The sequence below is a fragment of the Bernardetia sp. genome (genome assembly GCF_020630935.1).
In the GTDB taxonomy this organism is placed as follows: domain Bacteria; phylum Bacteroidota; class Bacteroidia; order Cytophagales; family Bernardetiaceae; genus Bernardetia.
Genome location: NZ_JAHDIG010000008.1, coordinates 16,059 through 35,903 on the forward strand (window position 1 = coordinate 16,059; position 19,845 = coordinate 35,903).

The following is a 19,845-nucleotide window of genomic DNA, read 5'->3' on the forward strand; positions in this document are numbered from 1 at the left end:
TAAAAAATCTGTGCCAAAATGTAATTTTATATTAAAAAAAGATTTTTTTTAACAAAATATTATTACTAATCTCCAATAAGCAAAATCCCAGACCAATAAAAAGGACTATTAAATTTTTCAGAGGTAGATAATTCTTTCTTGGCAAGTCGTAACGCCTCAGTATATGGCTTTCCTTCGGCTACCTGTTTATAGAAAATTTCCATAAGCTCTTTTGTAGCTAAATCGTCTATTTGCCAAAGAGAAAAAACAATGTTTTGTGTTCCTGCATTGAGAAACGAACGAGTAAGCGTAATTACTCCTTCTCCTTCTACTACTTGCCCTACTCCAGAACGACAACTACTCAAAACAACTAATTCGTTTGGAAAAGACATTCCATACAAATCACTGGCATATATTTTCTTTGAAACCAAATTATTTTGAGCAGAATCATTACCAAATAGCCAAATATGAGAATTGAAAGGCGTTTTTGTAAATGTCTGACTATGTGTAGCTAGATGCAATCTACGTGTTTTGGTTGCATAGCTCTCCAAATTTTCTTGATTTGCACGCTGATTTGTTAAAGCTAAGGATTTCCGACCTTTGTTTTCAAATAGTTTGGCTATCTGACTGACCTCTTCTTCGCTGTAAGGCAAAGAAGTAAGTCGGTTTCTGCTATTTGATGCTATGAGATTCTTATTAGTTTCATCAAAATTGAAAACAGGAGCAAGCCCAACAAACTCATATTCATACTCTTTAGACTTTTTTTCCCTTTCCATATTCCATAAAGAGGAAGAATAATGAAAAGATATTTGAAAGTTTAATAGTGGATAATTAATATTTTGATAAGATATATTATCCTTATTTTCAGATGTACTGATTAGCGTAGAAAATGGAATTTGTTGTAGAATAGCATCTGGAATAATAATTAGTTTTTTGCTTTTTTCAATATGTGAAATAATAGGTTGAATCAAAATTTTATAAAGTGCATCACTTTGTGTTACAAATTTTTCTGCACTACCATCTTTAGCAATGCCATTGCGATAGTTTTTGAGTAATTTTTCAAAATCAATAGGTTTTACTCTATAAAAAAGTTGTCTATTCTTATCAATCACTTGGATAAACAAATAAGGTTCAAACCATTGATAAATAAGCATTTGTTCTTCTTCACGTAGATTGGTCTTAATATCTTCTGTTGTTACTAAATGTATTGGTTTTTCTAAATTTTTATAACTTTCAAATTTGCTTGACAGCTCTTCTTTTAGCTTTTGGTGCTTTGTTCTTGTTTCTAAAAGTTGTTGGTTGTAATACGCCAGTTGTGTACTTTGTGCTGGTTCTTCCTTTTCAAGTTGCCAAACTTGGCGTTGATAATGGTCAATCAGAGAATTATAGTTTGCTTCTTTTTTTCTTAGGTTATTAGGCACTTGTGCTAGAAATAGTGTTTCATTGGTCTGCTTTCGCAGTAGAAAAGCACGGTTTTTCTCTGCAAAGTAAAAAGCATCTTCATAAATTTTTTTGTCTATGTTTTTTGATTTGGTAGCTTCAAAACACAATGAAAGAGCCTTTCCATAAACTTCTGTTGTGAGCTTGCTCACTAAAAGTTGGTCATTGTCAGTATATATCTGTGAGCGCATTTTGTCTATCACCTCATCTGCTTTTTTGTAATACTCTAAGCGTTCTGTAAAAGAAAAAACAGGCAGAGCTGCCAGTCCTTTATAAGAATCTATGGCTACTTCGAAATCAGCATATTCTTTCCCTAAATTATTAAGAGAAAGTGATGTTTGGTAGTTTTCTTTTGCTTTTTTAAAGTCTGAAATAGCAGAAAACGTATTTGCTAAATTATTCAACACATTTGCACTGTTCCAATCTTGTTCTTTTACTTCCAATGCTTTTTCATAATAAAAAATAGCCGAATCGTAGTTTTGTTGTGCCTCAAAAGCATAGCCTAAATTGTTGTAGGTTACACCTATTCTTGCAATATTCCAGTTTTTTTGTGGAATTGATTTTTCAGCAGCCAAAGAAAGATGGTAATATTGATATGCAGAATCATAATTTTCAAGATTTCTGTACACCATTCCCATATTGATATACGTAGAAGCAAGTACATAGAATCTACTTTTTAGAAAGCGTTCTTCCATAATCTCTTTTGCTTCCAAGCTATGAGAAAGAGCTTTTTCGTTTTCATCTAGTTTTAAATAAGCCGTAGAAATAATTTGATGTGAACGAGCTATGGCAATAGGCAGACTTTCGTCGTTTGTTTGGGCATAAATTTCAATCACACGTTTGGCATACTCAATCGTTTGTTCAAAGTTTTCTTGCTCTCTATGCAGACTTGCAAATAAAGAATAGATAGCTGCTATCTGCAAATGATTTTCTCCTAATGCTTTTTTGGTAAGAACTAAATACTGATTGGCATACTCAAAAGCTCTTTCGTAATCGTTTACCTTTGAGTAGGTAACAGCAGCCACTTTATAGACATCCATTTTCAAATTTTCAGAAGCTAAGGGATTAGCTAGTATTTTTTTTGAGTAATCAATAGATTTTTGATAAAAATTTTGATAGAAATAAAGTAACGATTTGTGAGCATACAACTGTGCTACTTGTATAGATTTTTCAGAGTATAACTTTGTAAAAATTTCAATATTTTCATCTATCCAAGTTTCTGCCTCCTCCCACTTACGAGCCTCTAACAACAGAACACTTTTCATTTTGATATTATCATACACAATAGATTGAGTAACAGGAAATTTCTTACAAATTTCTAATACAGAATCTATTTCTTGTAGTTTATTTCGTGTTCTTCTTTCTACAAAGGCTTTACTTGTCTTGAGCCACCAAAAACGAAGTGCTAGTTCTGTTTCAGAAGCATACTCTTGTATCACACCTTCCATTTCTGATAAAAATTTCTCACTCTCTTTACTTTCATACAAATCCAATAGTAGAATGTCAGTATAATGCAGTTTGAACTTTACTTCTTCTATTTTATTGGCATCTTTTGGAAGATAATCAATAGCCTTTTTGGCAAATTCTAGAGCATCTTTTGGCATTCCGTATAACCCAAAAAGCTGACTTAAAAAGTAAGTTTGCTGGGAAGCTGTTTCAAATTTATTATCCTCAAATGTCTGAATTTCCAAAAAACTTGTATCTATTTTTGCAACAGTTGCATACCGATTTGCTAACTGATATAATTTTAAATTTTTATAGTTTGGGATTTGTGCTAGTAGTTCTGTGGATTCTTTATAATATCCTTTCCAATACTGATATTTTGCTTCTTGATAAGTAATTTGATGAATTAAATCACTTTCTTTTTTTGGATGTAGCTTTAAAGATTTTAGTTCTTCAATAGATTTTTTTATTGCTTCTGCTTTTCCTATCAAATAAGCTACTCTGAGATATTCTTTTTGAACTTCAATATACTTCTCTGATTCTTTCTTAGGATTCGTTTCTTCTAGCAAACGCTCATAAAAAAATAAAGTACTATCAGTTTGGTTATTTTGCCAATGCTCTACTATTTTTTGCTCGTAAACATTAGTTTGTGCTTTTGAAAGAAAAGGAAATACAATAGCAAAAAATAGTAAAACGTAAAAACATTTATTTTTCATAATTAGATTGTTTATTAGAAGATAGTTAAAACAAATCTAATAAAAAATTGCATTTATCACACTTTTACAAAACAACTAAAATATTTTTTTAGAAAAAATACTATTATCGCTCTTTCAATTTGATGTTTATTTACTCAATCCTTTTACTAACCTTTCTCTATTGTAGCTCATTTCTTTTGGTATGATGGCATAAAGAGACCAGTTTATTTTCGGATTGTACAGGTTTCGTTTTTTAGTTTTATTCCACCAAGGTAGCATTAAGTCTTGTTGTCCGTAATTAAAAATAACAAGCGTGTCAGTTGGGGAGCATATTGTCATTCCAAACAATGGATAATAGCTAGTCATAGTAATTGAATTACCATAAGAAACTTTATCGTTTAGCTCTAACAGAAATATCTCTTCATCATATACCGAATCTTGTACTCCTTCCAATAGATTGATAATAACATCTTTAGGAATATACTTGATAAAAACTGGTTGTACGGTATCGCAGTAATTCAAGTAAGCATTTTCTAAAAACTCCCTTCTCTTCTCATACATAGCTATAAGACTATCTATATTTTTATTTCTTTTTGCCTTTAAAATGGAACTAGAATAAACACTATCCGTTTGTTGCTTAAAAATTTCTTGATAAAATTCCCCTCTAGTAATTTGCTTAGTATGCCAAAGTTCGATAGAGTCCTTAAAGCAAATTTCAAAAACGTATGAGTTTATTTTCTCATAGTTGATATTTAGTTGGTCAGTAATTGAAATTGAAGAAACATCATCTACATCAATTTGCGCTTTAGCAATACTACTTAAGCCTAATATAAGAAATAATATATTTAAAAGTTTTTTCATAAAAAAAAATGAGAAGGTAATGGAAAAAATTTATGCACTATAAATGGAATCATATAAAAAAGTAAAAGTAACATTTAAACCTCATCAACTTCAGTCAATAACACAAAAAGCCAAGGCAAACCTTGGCTCTACAAAAAAACATTCTTGCCGTTATTGGTTTCTCCACCAACAACAGTCCTAAAACTCCAAAATAAATCCAATCGTAGGCAAAACACTAGGCTCATCATCTTCTAAGAAAGTCGGGATGGCGTTTGAACCGTCGTTTCTTATAGGTTGTCCGTCGGTGGTTTGAAAACCCGAATTATCTGCCGTTCTAGCAAAGGTATAGCGTGGAAACTGTGGCGAAGTTTGTACAAAAGCATTCTGAACATCAAAATAAAGGTCTAACGTAATTTTTTTGAAATTGATTTTTTTGTCTATTCTAAAATCAAACTGACTGAAATTACCTAAGCGTTCGGAGTTTAGGCGAGAATTATCCAAAACACCTGTTCCGATACTCAAATAATTTCTTCTTGATTCTAACAAATCAAAAGGTGTGTAAGGTGCACCTGCTGCAAAACGGTATTTCAAACCCATTTCCCAACCTCTGCCAAATTTTCTTCCTAAAATGGCTGAAATCAAATGTCCGTTGTCCCACGCTGAAGCGATGAGTTCTCCGTCTGAACCTGAAAATTCACTTCTAACAAAGGTATAAGAAAATACTGCAAAAATTTTACTGATAAGTTTTTGTTGGAATAAAAATTCTACTCCATAAGCTCTTCCTTCTCCAATACTGGCAACTTCTTCATTTCCGATTGAGCCAAAATTTCCTCCTTGATTAGCAAGTGAAATTCCATCACGCACCGAAACAGGGTAGTTGGCATAGCTTTTATAAAAGCCTTCTAAGGTAAAACGTGTACTTGTTCGTGGTATAAATTCTGTTCCTAAAACGTAGTGTGTAGAAGAAATATATTTGTTGGATTTATTGACAAATTCGCCTGCTTTATTCTGAAAACCCAACACTGTATAAATCGGAAGTTTGAAATAACGCCCTACCGAACCATTTATAGACCACTCATCATTGAGATAATACGAAGCTGAAAGACGTGGAGAAAGTGTTTCGAAAGGATTATTTCCTGTTTCTGTAAACGTATTCATATCTGTACGAACGCCGAAAGAAAGTCCTAATTTGTTATTCAAAACTGTCTTTGAAACTTGTCCAAAAGCTCCATATCTAAAGAAATCAATGGCAGAGTTATAGTTGATAGTTACCTCTGGTTGAATGATATTTCCTGTCGAATCTCTCAATTCTTTTCTGATTCTACTAAAAATATCATTGTTAAACTTTACATACTGTCCTACCAAACCGTAAGCGTATTTCCAACCATTTTTATTTTTATTTACATCAATTCTTAGCTTGTTTTCTATTTCTTGTGATTCTAAAAGCAATGTTCTGAACTCTTCAGTTTCTTGTTTGTCTTCAAATTGGTCTAAACGATTATCAAACATATTTCTACTGAGTGCTACATTTACATATCCATCTTTTACTAATCTTTTGAGCGCAAAACCAGTCGTATAATTCCACTGATTGATACTTGGATTGGAACGTAAAATATACTCTGTTTCTGGTGTAGATTCTTTAGGAGCTTCAAAAGTAAATTCATCTATTGCACCTACTCCAATGGCTGTAAGCGTTGTTTTTTCGTTGAATTTATGCGTTACTTTATATTGAAAATCCCAGTAATTGGGACGGATAGGCAAATCCAAAACAGAAAATAAAAATTGCAAGTACGAACGACGAGCCGAAAAAAGTGCTGTCGTATTTTTTCCTAGTGGAGTTTCAAAAGTAGTGGCAAGTTCTGTTCCTGAAAGACGAACATTTCCTTGAAAACGCTCCGAATTTCCCTCTTTTTGTTTGAAGGTAAAGACAGAAGCAAGTGCATTATCGTAACGAGCCTCAAAAGCTGAAGTACTAAGGGTTACATCTTCAATAAAAGAAACATTCAAAATTCCTGTTGGTCCTCCTGCGCTTCCCTGTGTAGCAAAATGATTGATAACTGGAATTTCGATACCATCTAAATAATAAACATTTTCATTTGGCGCACCTCCACGAATAATAATATCGTTGCGAAAGCCTCCCACAGAGCCACTCGTTGTTCCCACCCCTGGGAGAGCTTGAACTACACGAGAAATGTCAAAATTTCCACCGGGATTACTTTTTATTTCTTCTGTCGTTAGTCTCTGTGTAGAAAGAGGACTTTCAACCGTCGTAGGAGAAGCAGACGTTTCTTTTCTTGCTACAATTTCGACACCTTCCAAATTAGATGCTGATTCGGCAAGTTCAAAATTCAAATTATTAGCATTTCCTGTATTTACAACAATATTAAATTTTGTAAGAGGTGCAAAACCGACATAAGAGGCTTGAATATTATAACTTCCTACTGGAATTTCTAGTTTATAATTTCCTTCCAAATCTGTAACCACACCAATAATGGGGTCACTTTCCAAAACGATGACCGAAACGCCAATCAGAGGCTCTTGTGTGTCTTTATCTCTGACAGTTCCTTGTACAATTCCTTTATTTACAGCTTTTTCTGTTTTAGTAGATTCTTCTTCTATATTTTGATTAGTATCTTGTGCCAAAACAGGAAAAGAAAAAACAAACCATAAAAATAAAAACAGGTAGTTAAACGGTAAAATTTTCATTTGAGATATTTTTTAGGTGAATAAATTAAGTATGTTTTCGTATTAAAAATAAAATTTCAATAATTTTTTATGTGTTTAATGTTGGTTAAACAGAAATTATTTTAGATTGTTTGGACTAAATCACACTTTTTTATTAAATTTCATAAAAAACATTTTCAAATTTAGTACGTTATAGTTTTAAATCAAAACTAATATATTTTGTCAAAGGCAAGCCTTTGCCCTAAAATTTTGTAACAACAGCCGTTGTCGGTGTCTCCACCGACGATACACCTCCCAAAAAAATGAACTACGATATTTTACACCAGCTTATAGATAAAGCTCAAGAATATGAGAACCAAACAGGGCAGAAATTGGAAAAAGATGATTTGGCTGAATTTTCTGCATGGTTATATGAAAAAACAAATGCAGAAGAAGTAGAAAAACAAAGACAGGCTATCAAACTAGAACCTACAGGTGAAACATTAGATAGTCTTATTGGAAAGTTTATTGGCTACATGTATCGTTTTGCTAAGTTTTATGTAAAAAAAGCCTTAGAAAACAGTCCTCTGACTACCTTAGATGATTTTACCTATTTGGGAAGCATTATGCTAAAGGCTGGAAGTACCAAAACAGAAATCATAGACTATCATATCCACGAAAAAACAACAGGCATAGAAATTTTGAAACGCTTGAAAAAAAATGGTTTTATTACAGAAAAAAAATCAGAAACTGATGGGCGTAGCAAGGCTTTATTTGTTACAAAAGCAGGACAAGGAGTATTTTTTGCGCACGTAGAGCGAATGCAGAAAATAGGAGAACTTATTGTGGGAGATTTAGAAGAAAATGAAAAACTACAACTCGTTTCACTTCTGAATCGTTTGAATGATTTTCACCAGCCTATCTATCATGAGAATAAAAAAGAAAATATTGAAAGGCTTTTTAGTTTTAGGAAACAGTAATGAAAAAATCACATATTATTTTCCTGTTTACATTATTTTGTGTTGGCTTTTCTTTCAAATGGATTTTTACAAATCTTGATGTAGAATATTCTGTTTGGCTTCTGAAACCTACTACGCTTTGGGTAGAACAAATTACAGGTTTTGACTTCGATTTTTTGAAAGGAGAAGGTTATGTCTGTACTCAAATTGAGCCTATTACGATTATTGATAAAAGCTGTTCTGGACTGAATTTTTGGCTGATGGCTTTTCTTGTTGGAGGATTTTTGTTACATAAAAAAGTAACTGATGTGTGGCGTTTTTTTTATGCTTTTTTGGTTTCATTTTTCTTGGCTTGGTGTGTTACTATCATTGCAAATACTGGACGAATTGTGATTTCTATTAAGTTTTTATCGCTTTTAGAACCACACATAGAATACGCTCAAAGCCATCTATTACTTGGTATTTTTATTTATCTGACTATGCTGATTTTGTATTATGTGATATTGAATTATGCACTCAAAAAATGGTTTTCTAAAGTTTAGGTAAAAACTTCTGTTTTAGTTTCTTCCAAAAATTATAATACCCCACAAAAAATACGGCTCTGCCTTCTAAAAAGTAAGATGTATTTTTTTTGCTTATAATTTCGTGCTGCATAAAAAAAGCATTTAGCTTTTCACTTTTAGATTGATATGCCGATTTCCAAACTTCTGTGATAGGTACAGGAACATCAAACTTATTTTTTCGGATAAGATAATCACTAAGTTCTATTTCGTCAGACTTCAAATGATTGTCAATAAAACTACGAACAAAATCATAAACTTTTTCTGAAACAGGCATATCTATTTTTGGATAAACTTCATAAAAAGCAGGAGAAATTCGCTCAATAGCTTTTGGGTTGTAGGTTTGAAAAATGAAGAGAAATTTTCGTAAAAACCAAAACTGTCCAAGAGTGCGTTTTAGAAAAAGAATATTTCCCTTTTTAGCAAAATTCTTAATGTAATGGTCTGCTTCTGTATCTTTAAAAACTACACTTACAAAAATGATTTCTAAGGGCTTTTGATGAAATGACGTTTTTAATTTTCTGTTGAAAAATGCCTGCACAGCGACTGTTTTGCCTTCCAATTTGTGCATATAAAAAATAGGATTGTATCTTTCAATATGAAAATGAGTGATATAATTATCTGGAAAAGCAGGGTTAGCTTTTTGTGCAATATTTGTGATTTGTTGAAGTTCTTTTTCAGAAAGTTCTGTTCCTTTTTTGGCTATTATTTCTATCATCTTGTTCTGTATTTTTATTAATACTAATTTTCTTCTCACTCTAAAAAGTGAGCTACATTTTTATTTTTTTTTATAAGCAAGGAACTTCTTTTGTGTTCTTTTTGGTTAGGGTTACAAATTCTAAAAAAAACAACTACTTTGTCAGAACACTTCCAAAGTGTCATACAAATAGTAATTAATTTTTAAGAAAAATATTTTCATTTGGATAAGGCAAACCTTATCCAAAAAATTATAAAACAATGATGTTACGCAAAAACAACCTTTCAAAATATAGGTAATTCGTCTTGTTTCTCTCCCTATTCTTTACTTTTCTCTAAGAAAACAGAATGGTTAGAAATAAGCTGCTCAGAACAACCATTCTACATTACCTTACCGTTGTTGAAGTATTCCTACCAACGACATCTTTTTCATCGCTTTTGTTTGCAAAAACTCTCGTTTTTGTACCTCCTTCGTATTGCCTTTTGTTAGAAACAGCCTAAAAATATAGAAATCATGGCTTTATCAAAACTCAAACTTAGAAAACTTAGAGAACAACAAATTATTCAAGATTATCAAAATTCACTTAAAGAAAGTAAACAACATAGCGTAAAATCATTACGAAAAGTAGCTAAAAAACATTATAACGACGAGCCTTCTCCTATCTATGCAAGTGATAAAGCAAGAAAACTTGTTGAGCTTATGAGTTCGGGTTCTCATAGCAAGGAATTTTCAGATATTGTAGCTCGTATTGCAAAAAAGGGAAAGGTTGAATCGCTATTACAAGAAGAGTATATGCTTGATGCGCTTGCTTCAGTAGCAAAAGAACACGCTTTTTTTGTTAGAAATATTGAAGATTGGAAACCAAAAGGACGTAACTCGTTGAAACTCTTTACTGATTTGGTAAGACACCTTTTTGTAAAGTATGAAGTACCTCATTGTATGACTTCACTTTGGTTTGATAATGAAAATCAACTGGCTAGAAGTTGGTTTATTGATGTAGCACAAGGAAAAAATGCTTCAAAGCTCAACCATTTTCCTGTACCGATTACCAAAAAAGAAGCTCACCACTTTGTAAAAGCTCCTGCAAAATTTACATTTGTAGCTGCTATCAGATACGGACAGGCAAAAGCTATGGGTGCATCTACACCTTTTATCAATAATCTCATCAAAACTGATTTAGGAAAGTACCTTTATCCTAAAGAAAATTTTTGGAAAGAGGTAATAGGATTTTTGTACAGAAATCGTCCGAATGCAACAGCACAAGAACTAGAAATTGTGGTAGAATATATTTGGGCGCAAAAATTTGCCAAAACGTGGGGTGCAAATAACAAGGGGCAAGTGGTTCGGAAGAATCCTCCTTTTCCAAACTTCGAATTGAAAGGTAGAACATGGGATGCCCTTTGGCGAGTAGCTTTTGAATGGTTTAAAATAGTCGGAATTGTTCGTCAAGTACCTCAAGAGTGGGCGCATTTTATTATCAAAGAGAATTATGTTAAAGCCAAAACAGGACAGTGTTTTGTTTTTAATCAACTCTTAACAAGACAAGAACTCTTTGAAGAAGGAAGAAATATGAATCACTGTGTGGGTTCTTACACCAATAACTGTAAGAACAGCAATGCAGCTATTTTTTCTATGCGAAATGTACTTTCAAAAGGAAACTCTTTAGTTACGATTGAAGTAAACCCTAGAAATAGAAATATTGTACAAGCACAGCGTCGTTTCAATCACTCGCCTTCTGACTTTGAAATGAAAATCATCAAAGAGTGGGCAAGAAAAAACGACTTGAAAGTGCCAAGCTATTACTAAAAATTAAAGGTCTGATAAAATGAAAATTATCAGACCTTTCTAATTTATACAAAGCTATTTAACTTATCAGTGTTACTAAATACCAATTACAGTATTCTTAGCCGTTGTTGGTGTTTTACCAATACATGAAATCCTACTCTCCTCGCTTATTAAAAAAACGAAGTCTAATGATTTCTCTTTCATTTAATAATCTCCAGTTACCACGTCCAATGGTTTCTTTTGTAAGTCCTGCATAAACAGTTCGGTCTAGCTTAACCACTTCATAGCCCAAATGAGCAAACATACGTCTTACGATTCTGTTTTTTCCTATGTGTAATTCTATTCCTACTGAAAGACCATCAGGAGATAAAATAGCTGCTCCATCTGCTTTAGCCATTCCATCTTCTAGCTCCAAACCTTGTTTTAGTTTTTCTACATCTTCCTCTGTAAATGGCTTATCTAAAGTTGCTTTGTAGATTTTTTGTACTTCATAAGAAGGATGAGAAAGTTTTTTAGCTACCTCACCGTCATTAGTAAATAATAAAAGTCCAGTCGTATTTCTGTCTAGTCTTCCTACTGGATAAATGCGTTCTGTAGTGGCATTTTTTACTAAATCCATTACGGTCTTACGTCCTCTTGGGTCGCTTGTAGTGGTAATGAAATCTTTTGGCTTATTAAGTAGGACATACACAGGTTTTTCTTTACGAAGCACTTTCCCTTTATACTTTACCTCGTCAGTTGTTCTGACTTTAAAACCAAGTTCTTTGACGACTTTGCCATTCACTTTTATTTCTCCAGCAGCAATAAGTTTGTCAGCTTCTCTTCTTGAGCATACTCCAGAATTAGAAATATAACGATTGAGTCGCCATGTTTCATTGGCAGCAGCAGAGACCGTTTTTTGAGTCGTTTTTTCCTCCTTTGTAGGTTTGGAAATTATTTTTGAGCGTTCGAACTTCTTATCAGCCTTTTTAAAAACTGTTTTTTTTCCCTTTCTCTCAAATCTTGATTCAGCAGTTTGTTCTGGATTGGTTTCTGGTTTCTCTCTACTGGTTTTGTTTCGTTTCAAATTACTAGGTTTAGTAGATTTTCTTTTTTCTTTGTCAAAACGATTTTTTTTAGGTCTTTCCTCTTGGTTATCACCTTTGGGTTGGAAAGATGTTTTTTTACTTGGCTTTTTATCGTTACTTTTCATTGAATCTATTATTCAGTTGATAAATTTAAAATTACGAGCGCATCTCGTAATACAATAGTGTTTATTGATTAGTTATTGATAAAGTTGTTTAAGCAATGTAGCTTTACAATTGTCGGTCTGACCTCAGTCTATTAGGTCAGTCTCAGACCTTAAATAATTTGCTTTTTCTCTATTGGCTTCGCCGACTTTCAAGTCTTAAACAATTTCGATGATTAATTAAAACCTATTAATAAGAATTAGTTTATGTATTTTATAATCATGCATTATTATCATATAAAATAATGAATAGTTAAACCATATAATTAGTATTACAGAATTTACAATTAATCACTAAACATTGATAACTAATCATTCATTATCTTCTTCTTGATTTTTCTTGTTTTGAATTGCTTCTGTCCCTTGCTTAAACTTAAAGAGTGAAAACTCATCGCCTTCTTCTCCCTCTACTTTGGCTTGTAGCTTGGCTTGCTGTTGTGCATTTTCTACATCTTCAGCAGACAAATCTTCTGGCATAGGCAAGTCATCTAAAGAATTTATCCCAAAATAGTGCATAAACTTATCTGACGTTCCGTAAAGAATTGGTCTCCCTGGAGATTTGTCTTTTCCCTTGATAACTAAAAGCTCTTTTTCCAAAAGTTTCTGCACAGCATAATCACAACTTACGCCACGTATAGCCTCTAGCTTCGACTTTGTGATAGGCTGTTTGTAGGCTATCAAAGCAAGCGTTTCGATAGCAGATTTGGAAAGTTTTCGCTTTGCCCTTTGAGTCAGCAAAAGACTTACACTACTCTGAAATTCCGTTTTAGTCAGAAATTGAAATCCTCCTGCAATAGCTTTTATTTCTATCGCAAAATCTGCCTGCTCATAGCGTTTTTGTAGCACTTCAATAGCTTCTTCTATATCTTTTTTAGGAACATCTGTCCCAAAAAGTTCTGACAATACTCGCTCAATTTCTTTTACAGAAATAGGCGAAGGCGAACAAAAGATAAGCGATTCGATATGATTAAGTAAATATTGCACGATAATTTCTTTTTCTGTGTTAAAACAAGTTAGCAAAGGTACGACTTTTTATACAACTTTCTGAAATATAGACTACTAGAATTTCAGTTATTATACTGATATAAAACTTTTTGACTTTAATGATTATAGCTACCTAATAGACTATTTTTTTCTTTTTATTCTTAAAAAAACACAATTCAGTTTTTGTTTTTCATTTGGAACGGTTATTGAAACTTGGAAGAATAACATTTAAAATAAAATCCTGTCTTAGTAATTCGGTACGTTTTTAGTAAACTATTCAATAATCATTTTATTTATCCTAAAAACAAACCATTACTCAACCAAAAATAACATTCAAAAATGAGAAAGATTTTCATAATTTTTATTGCTTTATTTTTTGCAAATGTAGCAACTACCTCTCTTTATGCTCAAGATGCAAATGCTCGTGCGCTTTTGGATGCAATGAGCAACAAATACAAAAAATACAATTCGTTTAGAGCCACTTTTACCTCTACGTTGGCAAGTGAATCAGAAAGTATCAACGAATCACTTACAGGAACAATTACTGTAAAAGGAAACAAATATCATCTCAAAACCCAAGGACAAGAAATCTACAACGACCACAAAACGGTCTGGACATTTTTAGATGATGCCAACGAAGTAACCATTACGAGCTACGACGAAGCAGACGGACTAAACCCAACTGACATTTTTGATATTTATAAAAAAGGCTACAAGTATGTAGTAGTTGAAGAAGTAAAAGTAAATGGTAAGCCTCACAAGGTAATTGACTTAGTTCCAGAAGATAAAAATTTACAATTCTTCAAAGTGCGCCTAACGATAGACAAAGCCAATCATAACCTTGCTAACTGGAGTATTTTTGAAAAAAATGGACGAGTTCATTCTTACAAAATTGCTAACTTCCAACCTAATGTTTCGGTAACAGATTCTGATTTTCAGTTCAATAAAGCCAAACATCCAAATGTGGAAGAAGTAGATTTGAGATAAATATCTTTACGGTCTTAAACTCTAAAAACACCTATTCATTTAAAAATGAATAGGTGTTTTTATTTTCTATAATCACTAAACTACTTGGTTTTGTAATAACAATTCTCCTCTATAAAAATATCAGAGTTTGCTATTTCTTTAAACTCTTTTTTACTCGGAGAAATTAGATACTCTATACTTTCAATCTCTCCTTTTTCATCTGCTGTTTCGTTTTTAGATACAAAACCATAATTAAGCAGAGTATCAGAAGGAAAAATATACCCAATAAACAAACTATCATTCGTCAGACTTAAACGATTTACACTCCAAAAATTTTTACTTTCCTTTCTATTTAGGAAATAACTTCCTTTTACTCTTTTTAAGATGTGCTGGTCAGATAAGTAAAATACTGTATCTATATCTATACAAATTCCCTTTATCGAATCTCCAATAATTTTGACATTACAATTTTTATCTGCAAAAACACTGAGTATTTCTTCATCCGTTAAAATGGTAGAATCTGTATCAAAATCTCTCTTATAAAAACTAACTATTGTTTTTTTATGACCTATAATGGATTTATCACTAATAATCAGCCTTTCGCTTTCATCTAAACAATTTATGTACTCACCTTTTATTTTACGACTGAAAAAGTTTTGTGCTTTTGTGTTCGTAGGTTGAGCCGTTTCAAAACGAATATATTCATATTCTTGGCAGCTAACCAAAAGAAATAGTAAAACGATATAAGCTATTTTTTTCATAGTATTTTAATGATGATATTTTGCGTAAAGGTAAAACCTTTCTATTTCAATCCAAAAACTATAAATTAGTAACAAATCCAAATCAGCCTAGCCAAAATTATTCTTATTATGAAAATCCTATCAGCACAGCAAATGAAAAAAGCCGATAAGGCTACTATTGAAAATGAACCTATTTCTTCTTTAGATTTAATGGAAAGAGCTTCAAAAAAAGCATTTTATTGGATTCAAAATTATTTTGGACAGCATTTAATCAATACAGAATTTCATATTTTCTGTGGCATTGGAAATAACGGTGGCGATGGACTTGTACTTGCTAGACTTCTCTCAAACTTTGCTTTTCAAATAAATGTATATGTAGTAGCTTTTTCAGATAAACGAAGTGATGATTTTAAAGCTAACTTTGAAAGGATACAAGAAATTTCGAATATCAAAATTGTAGAAATCAAAGCAGAAGAGGATTTGAATAAGATTTCCATTTCTGAAAATGACTGGCTCATTGATGCTATTTTTGGATATGGTTTGAATAGAGTTCCAGAAGGAATTGCAGGGAAAGCGATTCAGTTTATTAATAAAAACTCAAATCAGAACGTAATTTCGATAGATATTCCATCTGGGCTTTTTGCAGACAAAAACCAAAGTAAAAGACAATATTTTGATAAAAGCTTAACTATAAAAGCAACACATACACTTACTTTTCAAGCTCCAAAATTTTCGTTTTTCTTTGACGAATACAGTGGGTTTGTAGGTAACTTTGAAGTGTTGGACATTGGACTAGATAAAAATTTTATTGAAAAATTAGACACTCAAAACTACTGGCTTACCACACACAAAATAAAACAAATCTACAAACCACGCACACGAACAGGACACAAAGGAACATTCGGACATGCACTCTTGGTAGTGGGAAGTTATGGAAAAATAGGTGCAGCACAGCTTTCAGCAAAAGCAGCTCTTCGAACTGGAGTAGGACTTTTATCTATCAGAACGCCGAAGTGTGGAGTAGAAATCCTTCAAACAGCTATTCCAGAAGCAATGGTTTTGGTAGATAATTTTGACAAAAAAAATAAGAAGGGTAAAAAAGAAAACAAATATTTTTTATCTGCCTTTTCTGATGATTTATTAGAAAAAACACAAGATTACAAAACTATTGGAATCGGTTGTGGAATAGGAACAGAACAAAAAACACAAGATATGTTTTTACACCTTCTAAAAACCATTGATTATCCTATTGTGATTGATGCTGATGCACTCAATATTTTAGCACAAAACAGAAATTACGAAAATACAAAAGATGATTGGTTAGATTTTGTTCCCAAAAATTCTATTCTTACACCTCACCCAAAAGAATTTGAACGTCTGTTTGGAAAAACCAAAACTGTAGAGGAAAGACACCGACTTTTAAGAAATTTAGCAAAAGAATATGAGCTTTGTATTTTGCTCAAAGGTAGCTTTTCAGCTTTAGCTCTACCTAATGGAGATATGTATCATAGTTCTTTTGGTGATATTGGAATGGCGACAGGTGGAAGTGGTGATGTCTTGACAGGCATACTTACTTCACTTTTGGCACAAGGCTACACGTCAGAAGAAAGCCTGCTATTCGGTGTATTTTTACACGGAAAAGCAGGCGAACTAGCAGCCAAAAACAAATCTAGTGAATCAATGCTGCCTTCTGATTTGATTGAAGAGTTGGGGAATGTTTTTAAGATGCTCTCATAGGCTACATTGCTTTTCCCAAAGCTATATTTAAAGAATCTTTCAAATTCTGACTTGAAATGTGTTTCATATTCATATCAAGACTAATTCCGTCTTCAATTTTTATTTTCTTGGAAGCATAAAAGATAGAATCATTTTGAACAGAAACACCTACCACAATGGCATCTTTTCCGATAGGTAATTTTGTGTACACACCCTCTTCCTTTGTGAAGGAATACAAACCATTATTTCTTTTAAAACTCATCAATCGGACATTCATATCTGGAATTACTAAAGAAAAGTCTATAAAATTTAGTTTAGTATCAGATGTATTAGCTAACATAATTTCGGCTTTTCCTGCTTTTGGGTCGTCGTAGAATCTATCACAATTAATCCAACCTAGTTTTTTGAGAGAAAAGATTGTTTTTTCATAGAGTTTGTCCATAGCCTTCTTGTCTTCAATGGCTTGCTTTTGTTTTTTTAATTCTTGAATAAGAGCTTCTCTTCTGAGGTTGTACTCCAAAATTTCACTTATTTCTTGTTTTGATACTCCTAAGTCTTTTAGTTTTTGATGTGCATTTTTAGCATTCAAATCTACTCCATAATCTTTTATGGTTTTCAATTCTTTTTTTGTTGAATTAGGAAAATATATTAGAGGTTGTTGAATATAGCTCTCTAAAGTTACACTATCTACAATGTACCCAGCTAATTGAACTTTTTTGTCATTTAAGTAACTACTATATGTAGCTTTAGCTATTGAATCCAAATACCATAATGGCTTTTCGTAATTTTGATAATATATATTCGTCATTGTGTAATCTAATTCAAACCTTGAGCAATTCCAGCCATAGTTAAAATAATACATTTTTTCTTTTTCCCAATTTGTTCCTTTTGTCCAACTCATAAAGCTATTCATGAGTAGAAGATCAACAAATCTTGTTTTAAAATCTTGAGTAGCTATTATCGTATTTTCATATTTCGGATTAGTAAGGCTAATTAGTGTGGTATCATACTTACAACTTTTTCCATCGTAAACCCAAAGATAATCAAACCAATCATTCCCTTCAGGATAAAGCAACTCCAAAGGTAAAGGAATCAAATAATCTTCTTCTAGCATAGAGCTATCTACTTTCCAATTTGTGCCATCTCCTGTAAACATCTGAAAACCTTCTTTACTCATGTTTCCCATCGTAGGCATCGAAACGGTAAGCTGTTTTCCTTCTTGAAGTTGTAGAGAATTTCCATCAGAAGTTGCGTCTATGAATAGCATTCCATTTGATAAAAGAAGTTTATCATTAGAAAGCGTTGTGAGTCCAGCTGTAATAAAATCGGAGAGTTTGAAGGCTTCTACTACTTCAATCTTAACTTTTCCCTTGACAGGATTTCCATCCTTGTCTATGAAGCTATTTTGAGGAATAAAAATCTGTGTACCTGCTTCCATTTCAAGCGTAGTAGGAATAGAAGTATCTATTTCTCTATACTGCGTTTTGGGTCTTAATGAAGAATAAGCACTATCGACAGGACTTTCATTAAAAACAGTCGTTTTGATTTTCTTGGTCTGCTCTTTCTTAGTGTCCGAACATGAACTAAAAAAGATAGAGAAAATCAGTAATGCTAGAATAGGATATTTCATATTGTTTTTTAGTTGTGGCTAATTGAGTATCTGTTAGCCATATTTTCAATCTTTAAATTGAGGAAAAGTAACAGATATTTTATGAAGTTTTACTTAAAGTTTGTTCTTTTTCAAAAACTGGATTTACTTTTATTTCCTTTCTCTTCGACATATCGATAGGATAATTTTTTCTTAATTTCTTTAAACAATAAAATGTATTCATAAAGAAAACCATCAAAAATGCACCTCTTCTCAATCTAAAACTTCTGAGTATGCGCTTAATAGAGTTCTTGAGTCCAAAACTTCTTTTCCATAATTCTCTATGTGCTTGTAAAAGTTCTGTAGCTGTCATGTTTTGAGGCTCAAAAGCTACATTGTATCCGTTGTAATAATTCCAGCCTCTTTCCTTTAAAATTCTATCTTCTTTTACTAATTTTTCTTGTAAACTTGTTCCTTGAAAGGGAGTCATGATACTCAAAAAAGGAACATCAATTCCTATTTCCATCAGTTTGTCCGACATATCAACTACAGCCTCATAATCATCATTATCAAAACCTGCGATAAAACCTGCCATTACAGCAATCCCTCTTTTTCTAATTTCAGTTACTGCTTTTTTATAATTTTCAATCTTATTTTGTCTTTTATTGGCATCCTTCAATGATTCTTTTCCGAACGATTCAATACCCAAAAATACACCAATACATCCTGATTCTTTCATCAAATCCAAAAGCTCAGCGTCTTTGGCAATATCCATACTTGCCTGTGTGAGCCACCATTTTTTCAGTGGTATCATTTCTTTGAGCAAAGGTTTAATGTAATTTCTTCTAATTGTAAGATTATCATCCCAAAACCAAACTACTTTTCGTTGCCACCAATACGGAAAATTATCATACGAGGCATCTCTAATCACATCTTCAATCGGACGCAGCCTAAACCCAGGATTTAGTGAAGGAACAGTACAAAACGAACAAGAAAACGGACAACCTCTAGTAGCTTGCAAGACTTTTTTGATAAAAAACTTATTGGGTAATAAATCATATCTAGGCGTTGGCAAATTTTTCATATCACAGGGAATGCCTGTATAAACTCCTTTTAGTGTGCCATTTTGTGCATCCTCCAAAACAGACGACCAAACATCTTCGGCTTCTCCAGTTACGATAGCATCAAAATACTGTAATGACTCGGTTTCATTGTAGGTTACATGAGGTCCCCCTCCAATCACGATTTTACCTCGTTTTTTATATTCGTTAGCAATATGATAGGCAGAATTGGCAAAACCACTAAAAAAAGAAACAGCAATAAGGTCAGCATCCGAATCAAAATTAATGGGTTCTACTTGCTGATGAATAACTCTGACCTCGTGTTCCTTTGGAGTGATAGCTGCCAAATGAATACCTGTAATGGGAGGAACAAAATCTTTTTCATGCCCAAATTCATACCTTTGAATGTAGGCTACAATGATGTCAATTTTCATTTTTTTTATGATTTAATAATAAAACAGAAAGAAAAAAGTAGAAGAAGTATTACTAAATTTAATAAA

14 protein-coding genes are annotated in these 19,845 nt (G+C 32.5%); 5 read left to right on the top strand and 9 right to left on the bottom strand.

Annotation, left to right across the window (positions count from 1 at the left end; genetic code table 11):
• Positions 1 to 65: 65 nt before the first annotated feature.
• The 3 genes from QZ659_RS03830 to QZ659_RS03840 form a co-directional block, all read right to left on the bottom strand.
• Positions 66 to 3,578 (bottom strand): CHAT domain-containing protein, encoded by a 3,513-nt coding sequence (locus QZ659_RS03830; protein WP_291722113.1) that lies wholly within the window; start codon positions 3,576 to 3,578, stop codon positions 66 to 68.
• Between the two features lie 126 nt (positions 3,579 to 3,704).
• The gene (locus QZ659_RS03835) at positions 3,705 to 4,418 is read right to left on the bottom strand and encodes a hypothetical protein (RefSeq protein WP_291722116.1); all 714 of its coding nucleotides are present in this window, start codon (positions 4,416 to 4,418) and stop codon (positions 3,705 to 3,707) included.
• Positions 4,419 to 4,595: 177 nt separating this feature from the next.
• Positions 4,596 to 7,103 (bottom strand): TonB-dependent receptor, encoded by a 2,508-nt coding sequence (locus tag QZ659_RS03840; protein ID WP_291722119.1) that lies wholly within the window; start codon positions 7,101 to 7,103, stop codon positions 4,596 to 4,598.
• A 281-nt stretch (positions 7,104 to 7,384) separates the two neighbouring features.
• Here QZ659_RS03840 and QZ659_RS03845 point away from each other — a divergent pair, with 281 nt between their 5' ends.
• Together QZ659_RS03845 and xrtK are read left to right on the top strand one after the other, a co-directional pair.
• Positions 7,385 to 8,041 (top strand): MarR family winged helix-turn-helix transcriptional regulator, encoded by a 657-nt coding sequence (locus QZ659_RS03845; protein WP_291722122.1) that lies wholly within the window; start codon positions 7,385 to 7,387, stop codon positions 8,039 to 8,041.
• On the top strand, positions 8,041 to 8,562 hold the full coding sequence (gene xrtK, locus QZ659_RS03850) for an exosortase K (protein ID WP_291722125.1): 522 nt from the start codon (positions 8,041 to 8,043) through the stop codon (positions 8,560 to 8,562). Before QZ659_RS03845 ends, xrtK begins: the two co-directional genes overlap by 1 nt.
• Here xrtK and QZ659_RS03855 read toward each other — a convergent pair.
• Positions 8,552 to 9,298, bottom strand: coding sequence for a hypothetical protein (locus QZ659_RS03855; protein ID WP_291722128.1), 747 nt, complete (start codon positions 9,296 to 9,298; stop codon positions 8,552 to 8,554). The genes xrtK and QZ659_RS03855 overlap by 11 nt on opposite strands.
• A gap of 492 nt (positions 9,299 to 9,790) precedes the next feature.
• Between QZ659_RS03855 and QZ659_RS03860 the strand changes: the two genes are divergently transcribed.
• Positions 9,791 to 11,083 carry a PcfJ domain-containing protein gene (locus QZ659_RS03860; RefSeq protein WP_291722131.1) on the top strand — a complete coding sequence of 431 codons (1,293 nt, stop codon included), beginning with the start codon at positions 9,791 to 9,793 and terminating at the stop codon, positions 11,081 to 11,083.
• A 133-nt stretch (positions 11,084 to 11,216) separates the two neighbouring features.
• Here QZ659_RS03860 and QZ659_RS03865 read toward each other — a convergent pair whose 3' ends face one another.
• Positions 11,217 to 12,254 carry a pseudouridine synthase gene (locus tag QZ659_RS03865; RefSeq protein ID WP_291722134.1) on the bottom strand — a complete coding sequence of 346 codons (1,038 nt, stop codon included), beginning with the start codon at positions 12,252 to 12,254 and terminating at the stop codon, positions 11,217 to 11,219.
• Positions 12,255 to 12,602: 348 nt separating this feature from the next.
• Positions 12,603 to 13,274 carry an SMC-Scp complex subunit ScpB gene (gene scpB / locus QZ659_RS03870; RefSeq protein WP_366935843.1) on the bottom strand — a complete coding sequence of 224 codons (672 nt, stop codon included), beginning with the start codon at positions 13,272 to 13,274 and terminating at the stop codon, positions 12,603 to 12,605.
• A 339-nt stretch (positions 13,275 to 13,613) separates the two neighbouring features.
• Here scpB and QZ659_RS03875 point away from each other — a divergent pair, with 339 nt between their 5' ends.
• On the top strand, positions 13,614 to 14,261 hold the full coding sequence (locus QZ659_RS03875) for a LolA family protein (protein ID WP_291722138.1): 648 nt from the start codon (positions 13,614 to 13,616) through the stop codon (positions 14,259 to 14,261).
• A gap of 80 nt (positions 14,262 to 14,341) precedes the next feature.
• Here the strand turns inward: QZ659_RS03875 and QZ659_RS03880 are convergent, their stop codons facing one another.
• Positions 14,342 to 15,001, bottom strand: a complete 660-nt coding sequence (locus QZ659_RS03880; RefSeq protein ID WP_291722141.1) for a hypothetical protein — start codon at positions 14,999 to 15,001, stop codon at positions 14,342 to 14,344.
• 108 nt (positions 15,002 to 15,109) lie between these two features.
• Between QZ659_RS03880 and QZ659_RS03885 the strand changes: the two genes are divergently transcribed.
• Positions 15,110 to 16,717 carry an NAD(P)H-hydrate dehydratase gene (locus QZ659_RS03885; RefSeq protein WP_291722144.1) on the top strand — a complete coding sequence of 536 codons (1,608 nt, stop codon included), beginning with the start codon at positions 15,110 to 15,112 and terminating at the stop codon, positions 16,715 to 16,717.
• A gap of 1 nt (position 16,718) precedes the next feature.
• Here QZ659_RS03885 and QZ659_RS03890 read toward each other — a convergent pair whose 3' ends face one another.
• Together QZ659_RS03890 and QZ659_RS03895 are read right to left on the bottom strand one after the other, a co-directional pair.
• Complete coding sequence (locus QZ659_RS03890; protein WP_291722147.1) at positions 16,719 to 18,326, bottom strand: hypothetical protein; 1,608 nt, start codon at positions 18,324 to 18,326, stop codon at positions 16,719 to 16,721.
• Between the two features lie 79 nt (positions 18,327 to 18,405).
• A complete protein-coding gene (locus QZ659_RS03895) occupies positions 18,406 to 19,779 on the bottom strand; it encodes a B12-binding domain-containing radical SAM protein (protein ID WP_291722150.1) in 1,374 nt (457 codons plus the stop codon).
• Positions 19,780 to 19,845: the final 66 nt, after the last annotated feature.

What these genes read in the sequence shown, in the direction of transcription:
- QZ659_RS03860 (WP_291722131.1), top strand. Translation starts at nt 9,791, where the DNA reads ATGGCTTTATCAAAACTCAAACTTAGAAAACTTAGAGAACAACAAATT.
- QZ659_RS03880 (WP_291722141.1), bottom strand. Translation starts at nt 15,001, where the DNA reads ATGAAAAAAATAGCTTATATCGTTTTACTATTTCTTTTGGTTAGCTGC.
- QZ659_RS03865 (WP_291722134.1), bottom strand. Translation starts at nt 12,254, where the DNA reads ATGAAAAGTAACGATAAAAAGCCAAGTAAAAAAACATCTTTCCAACCC.
- xrtK (WP_291722125.1), top strand. Translation starts at nt 8,041, where the DNA reads ATGAAAAAATCACATATTATTTTCCTGTTTACATTATTTTGTGTTGGC.
- QZ659_RS03845 (WP_291722122.1), top strand. Translation starts at nt 7,385, where the DNA reads ATGAACTACGATATTTTACACCAGCTTATAGATAAAGCTCAAGAATAT.
- QZ659_RS03875 (WP_291722138.1), top strand. Translation starts at nt 13,614, where the DNA reads ATGAGAAAGATTTTCATAATTTTTATTGCTTTATTTTTTGCAAATGTA.
- QZ659_RS03855 (WP_291722128.1), bottom strand. Translation starts at nt 9,298, where the DNA reads ATGATAGAAATAATAGCCAAAAAAGGAACAGAACTTTCTGAAAAAGAA.
- QZ659_RS03835 (WP_291722116.1), bottom strand. Translation starts at nt 4,418, where the DNA reads ATGAAAAAACTTTTAAATATATTATTTCTTATATTAGGCTTAAGTAGT.
- QZ659_RS03840 (WP_291722119.1), bottom strand. Translation starts at nt 7,103, where the DNA reads ATGAAAATTTTACCGTTTAACTACCTGTTTTTATTTTTATGGTTTGTT.
- QZ659_RS03885 (WP_291722144.1), top strand. Translation starts at nt 15,110, where the DNA reads ATGAAAATCCTATCAGCACAGCAAATGAAAAAAGCCGATAAGGCTACT.
- QZ659_RS03830 (WP_291722113.1), bottom strand. Translation starts at nt 3,578, where the DNA reads ATGAAAAATAAATGTTTTTACGTTTTACTATTTTTTGCTATTGTATTT.
- QZ659_RS03895 (WP_291722150.1), bottom strand. Translation starts at nt 19,779, where the DNA reads ATGAAAATTGACATCATTGTAGCCTACATTCAAAGGTATGAATTTGGG.
- QZ659_RS03890 (WP_291722147.1), bottom strand. Translation starts at nt 18,326, where the DNA reads ATGAAATATCCTATTCTAGCATTACTGATTTTCTCTATCTTTTTTAGT.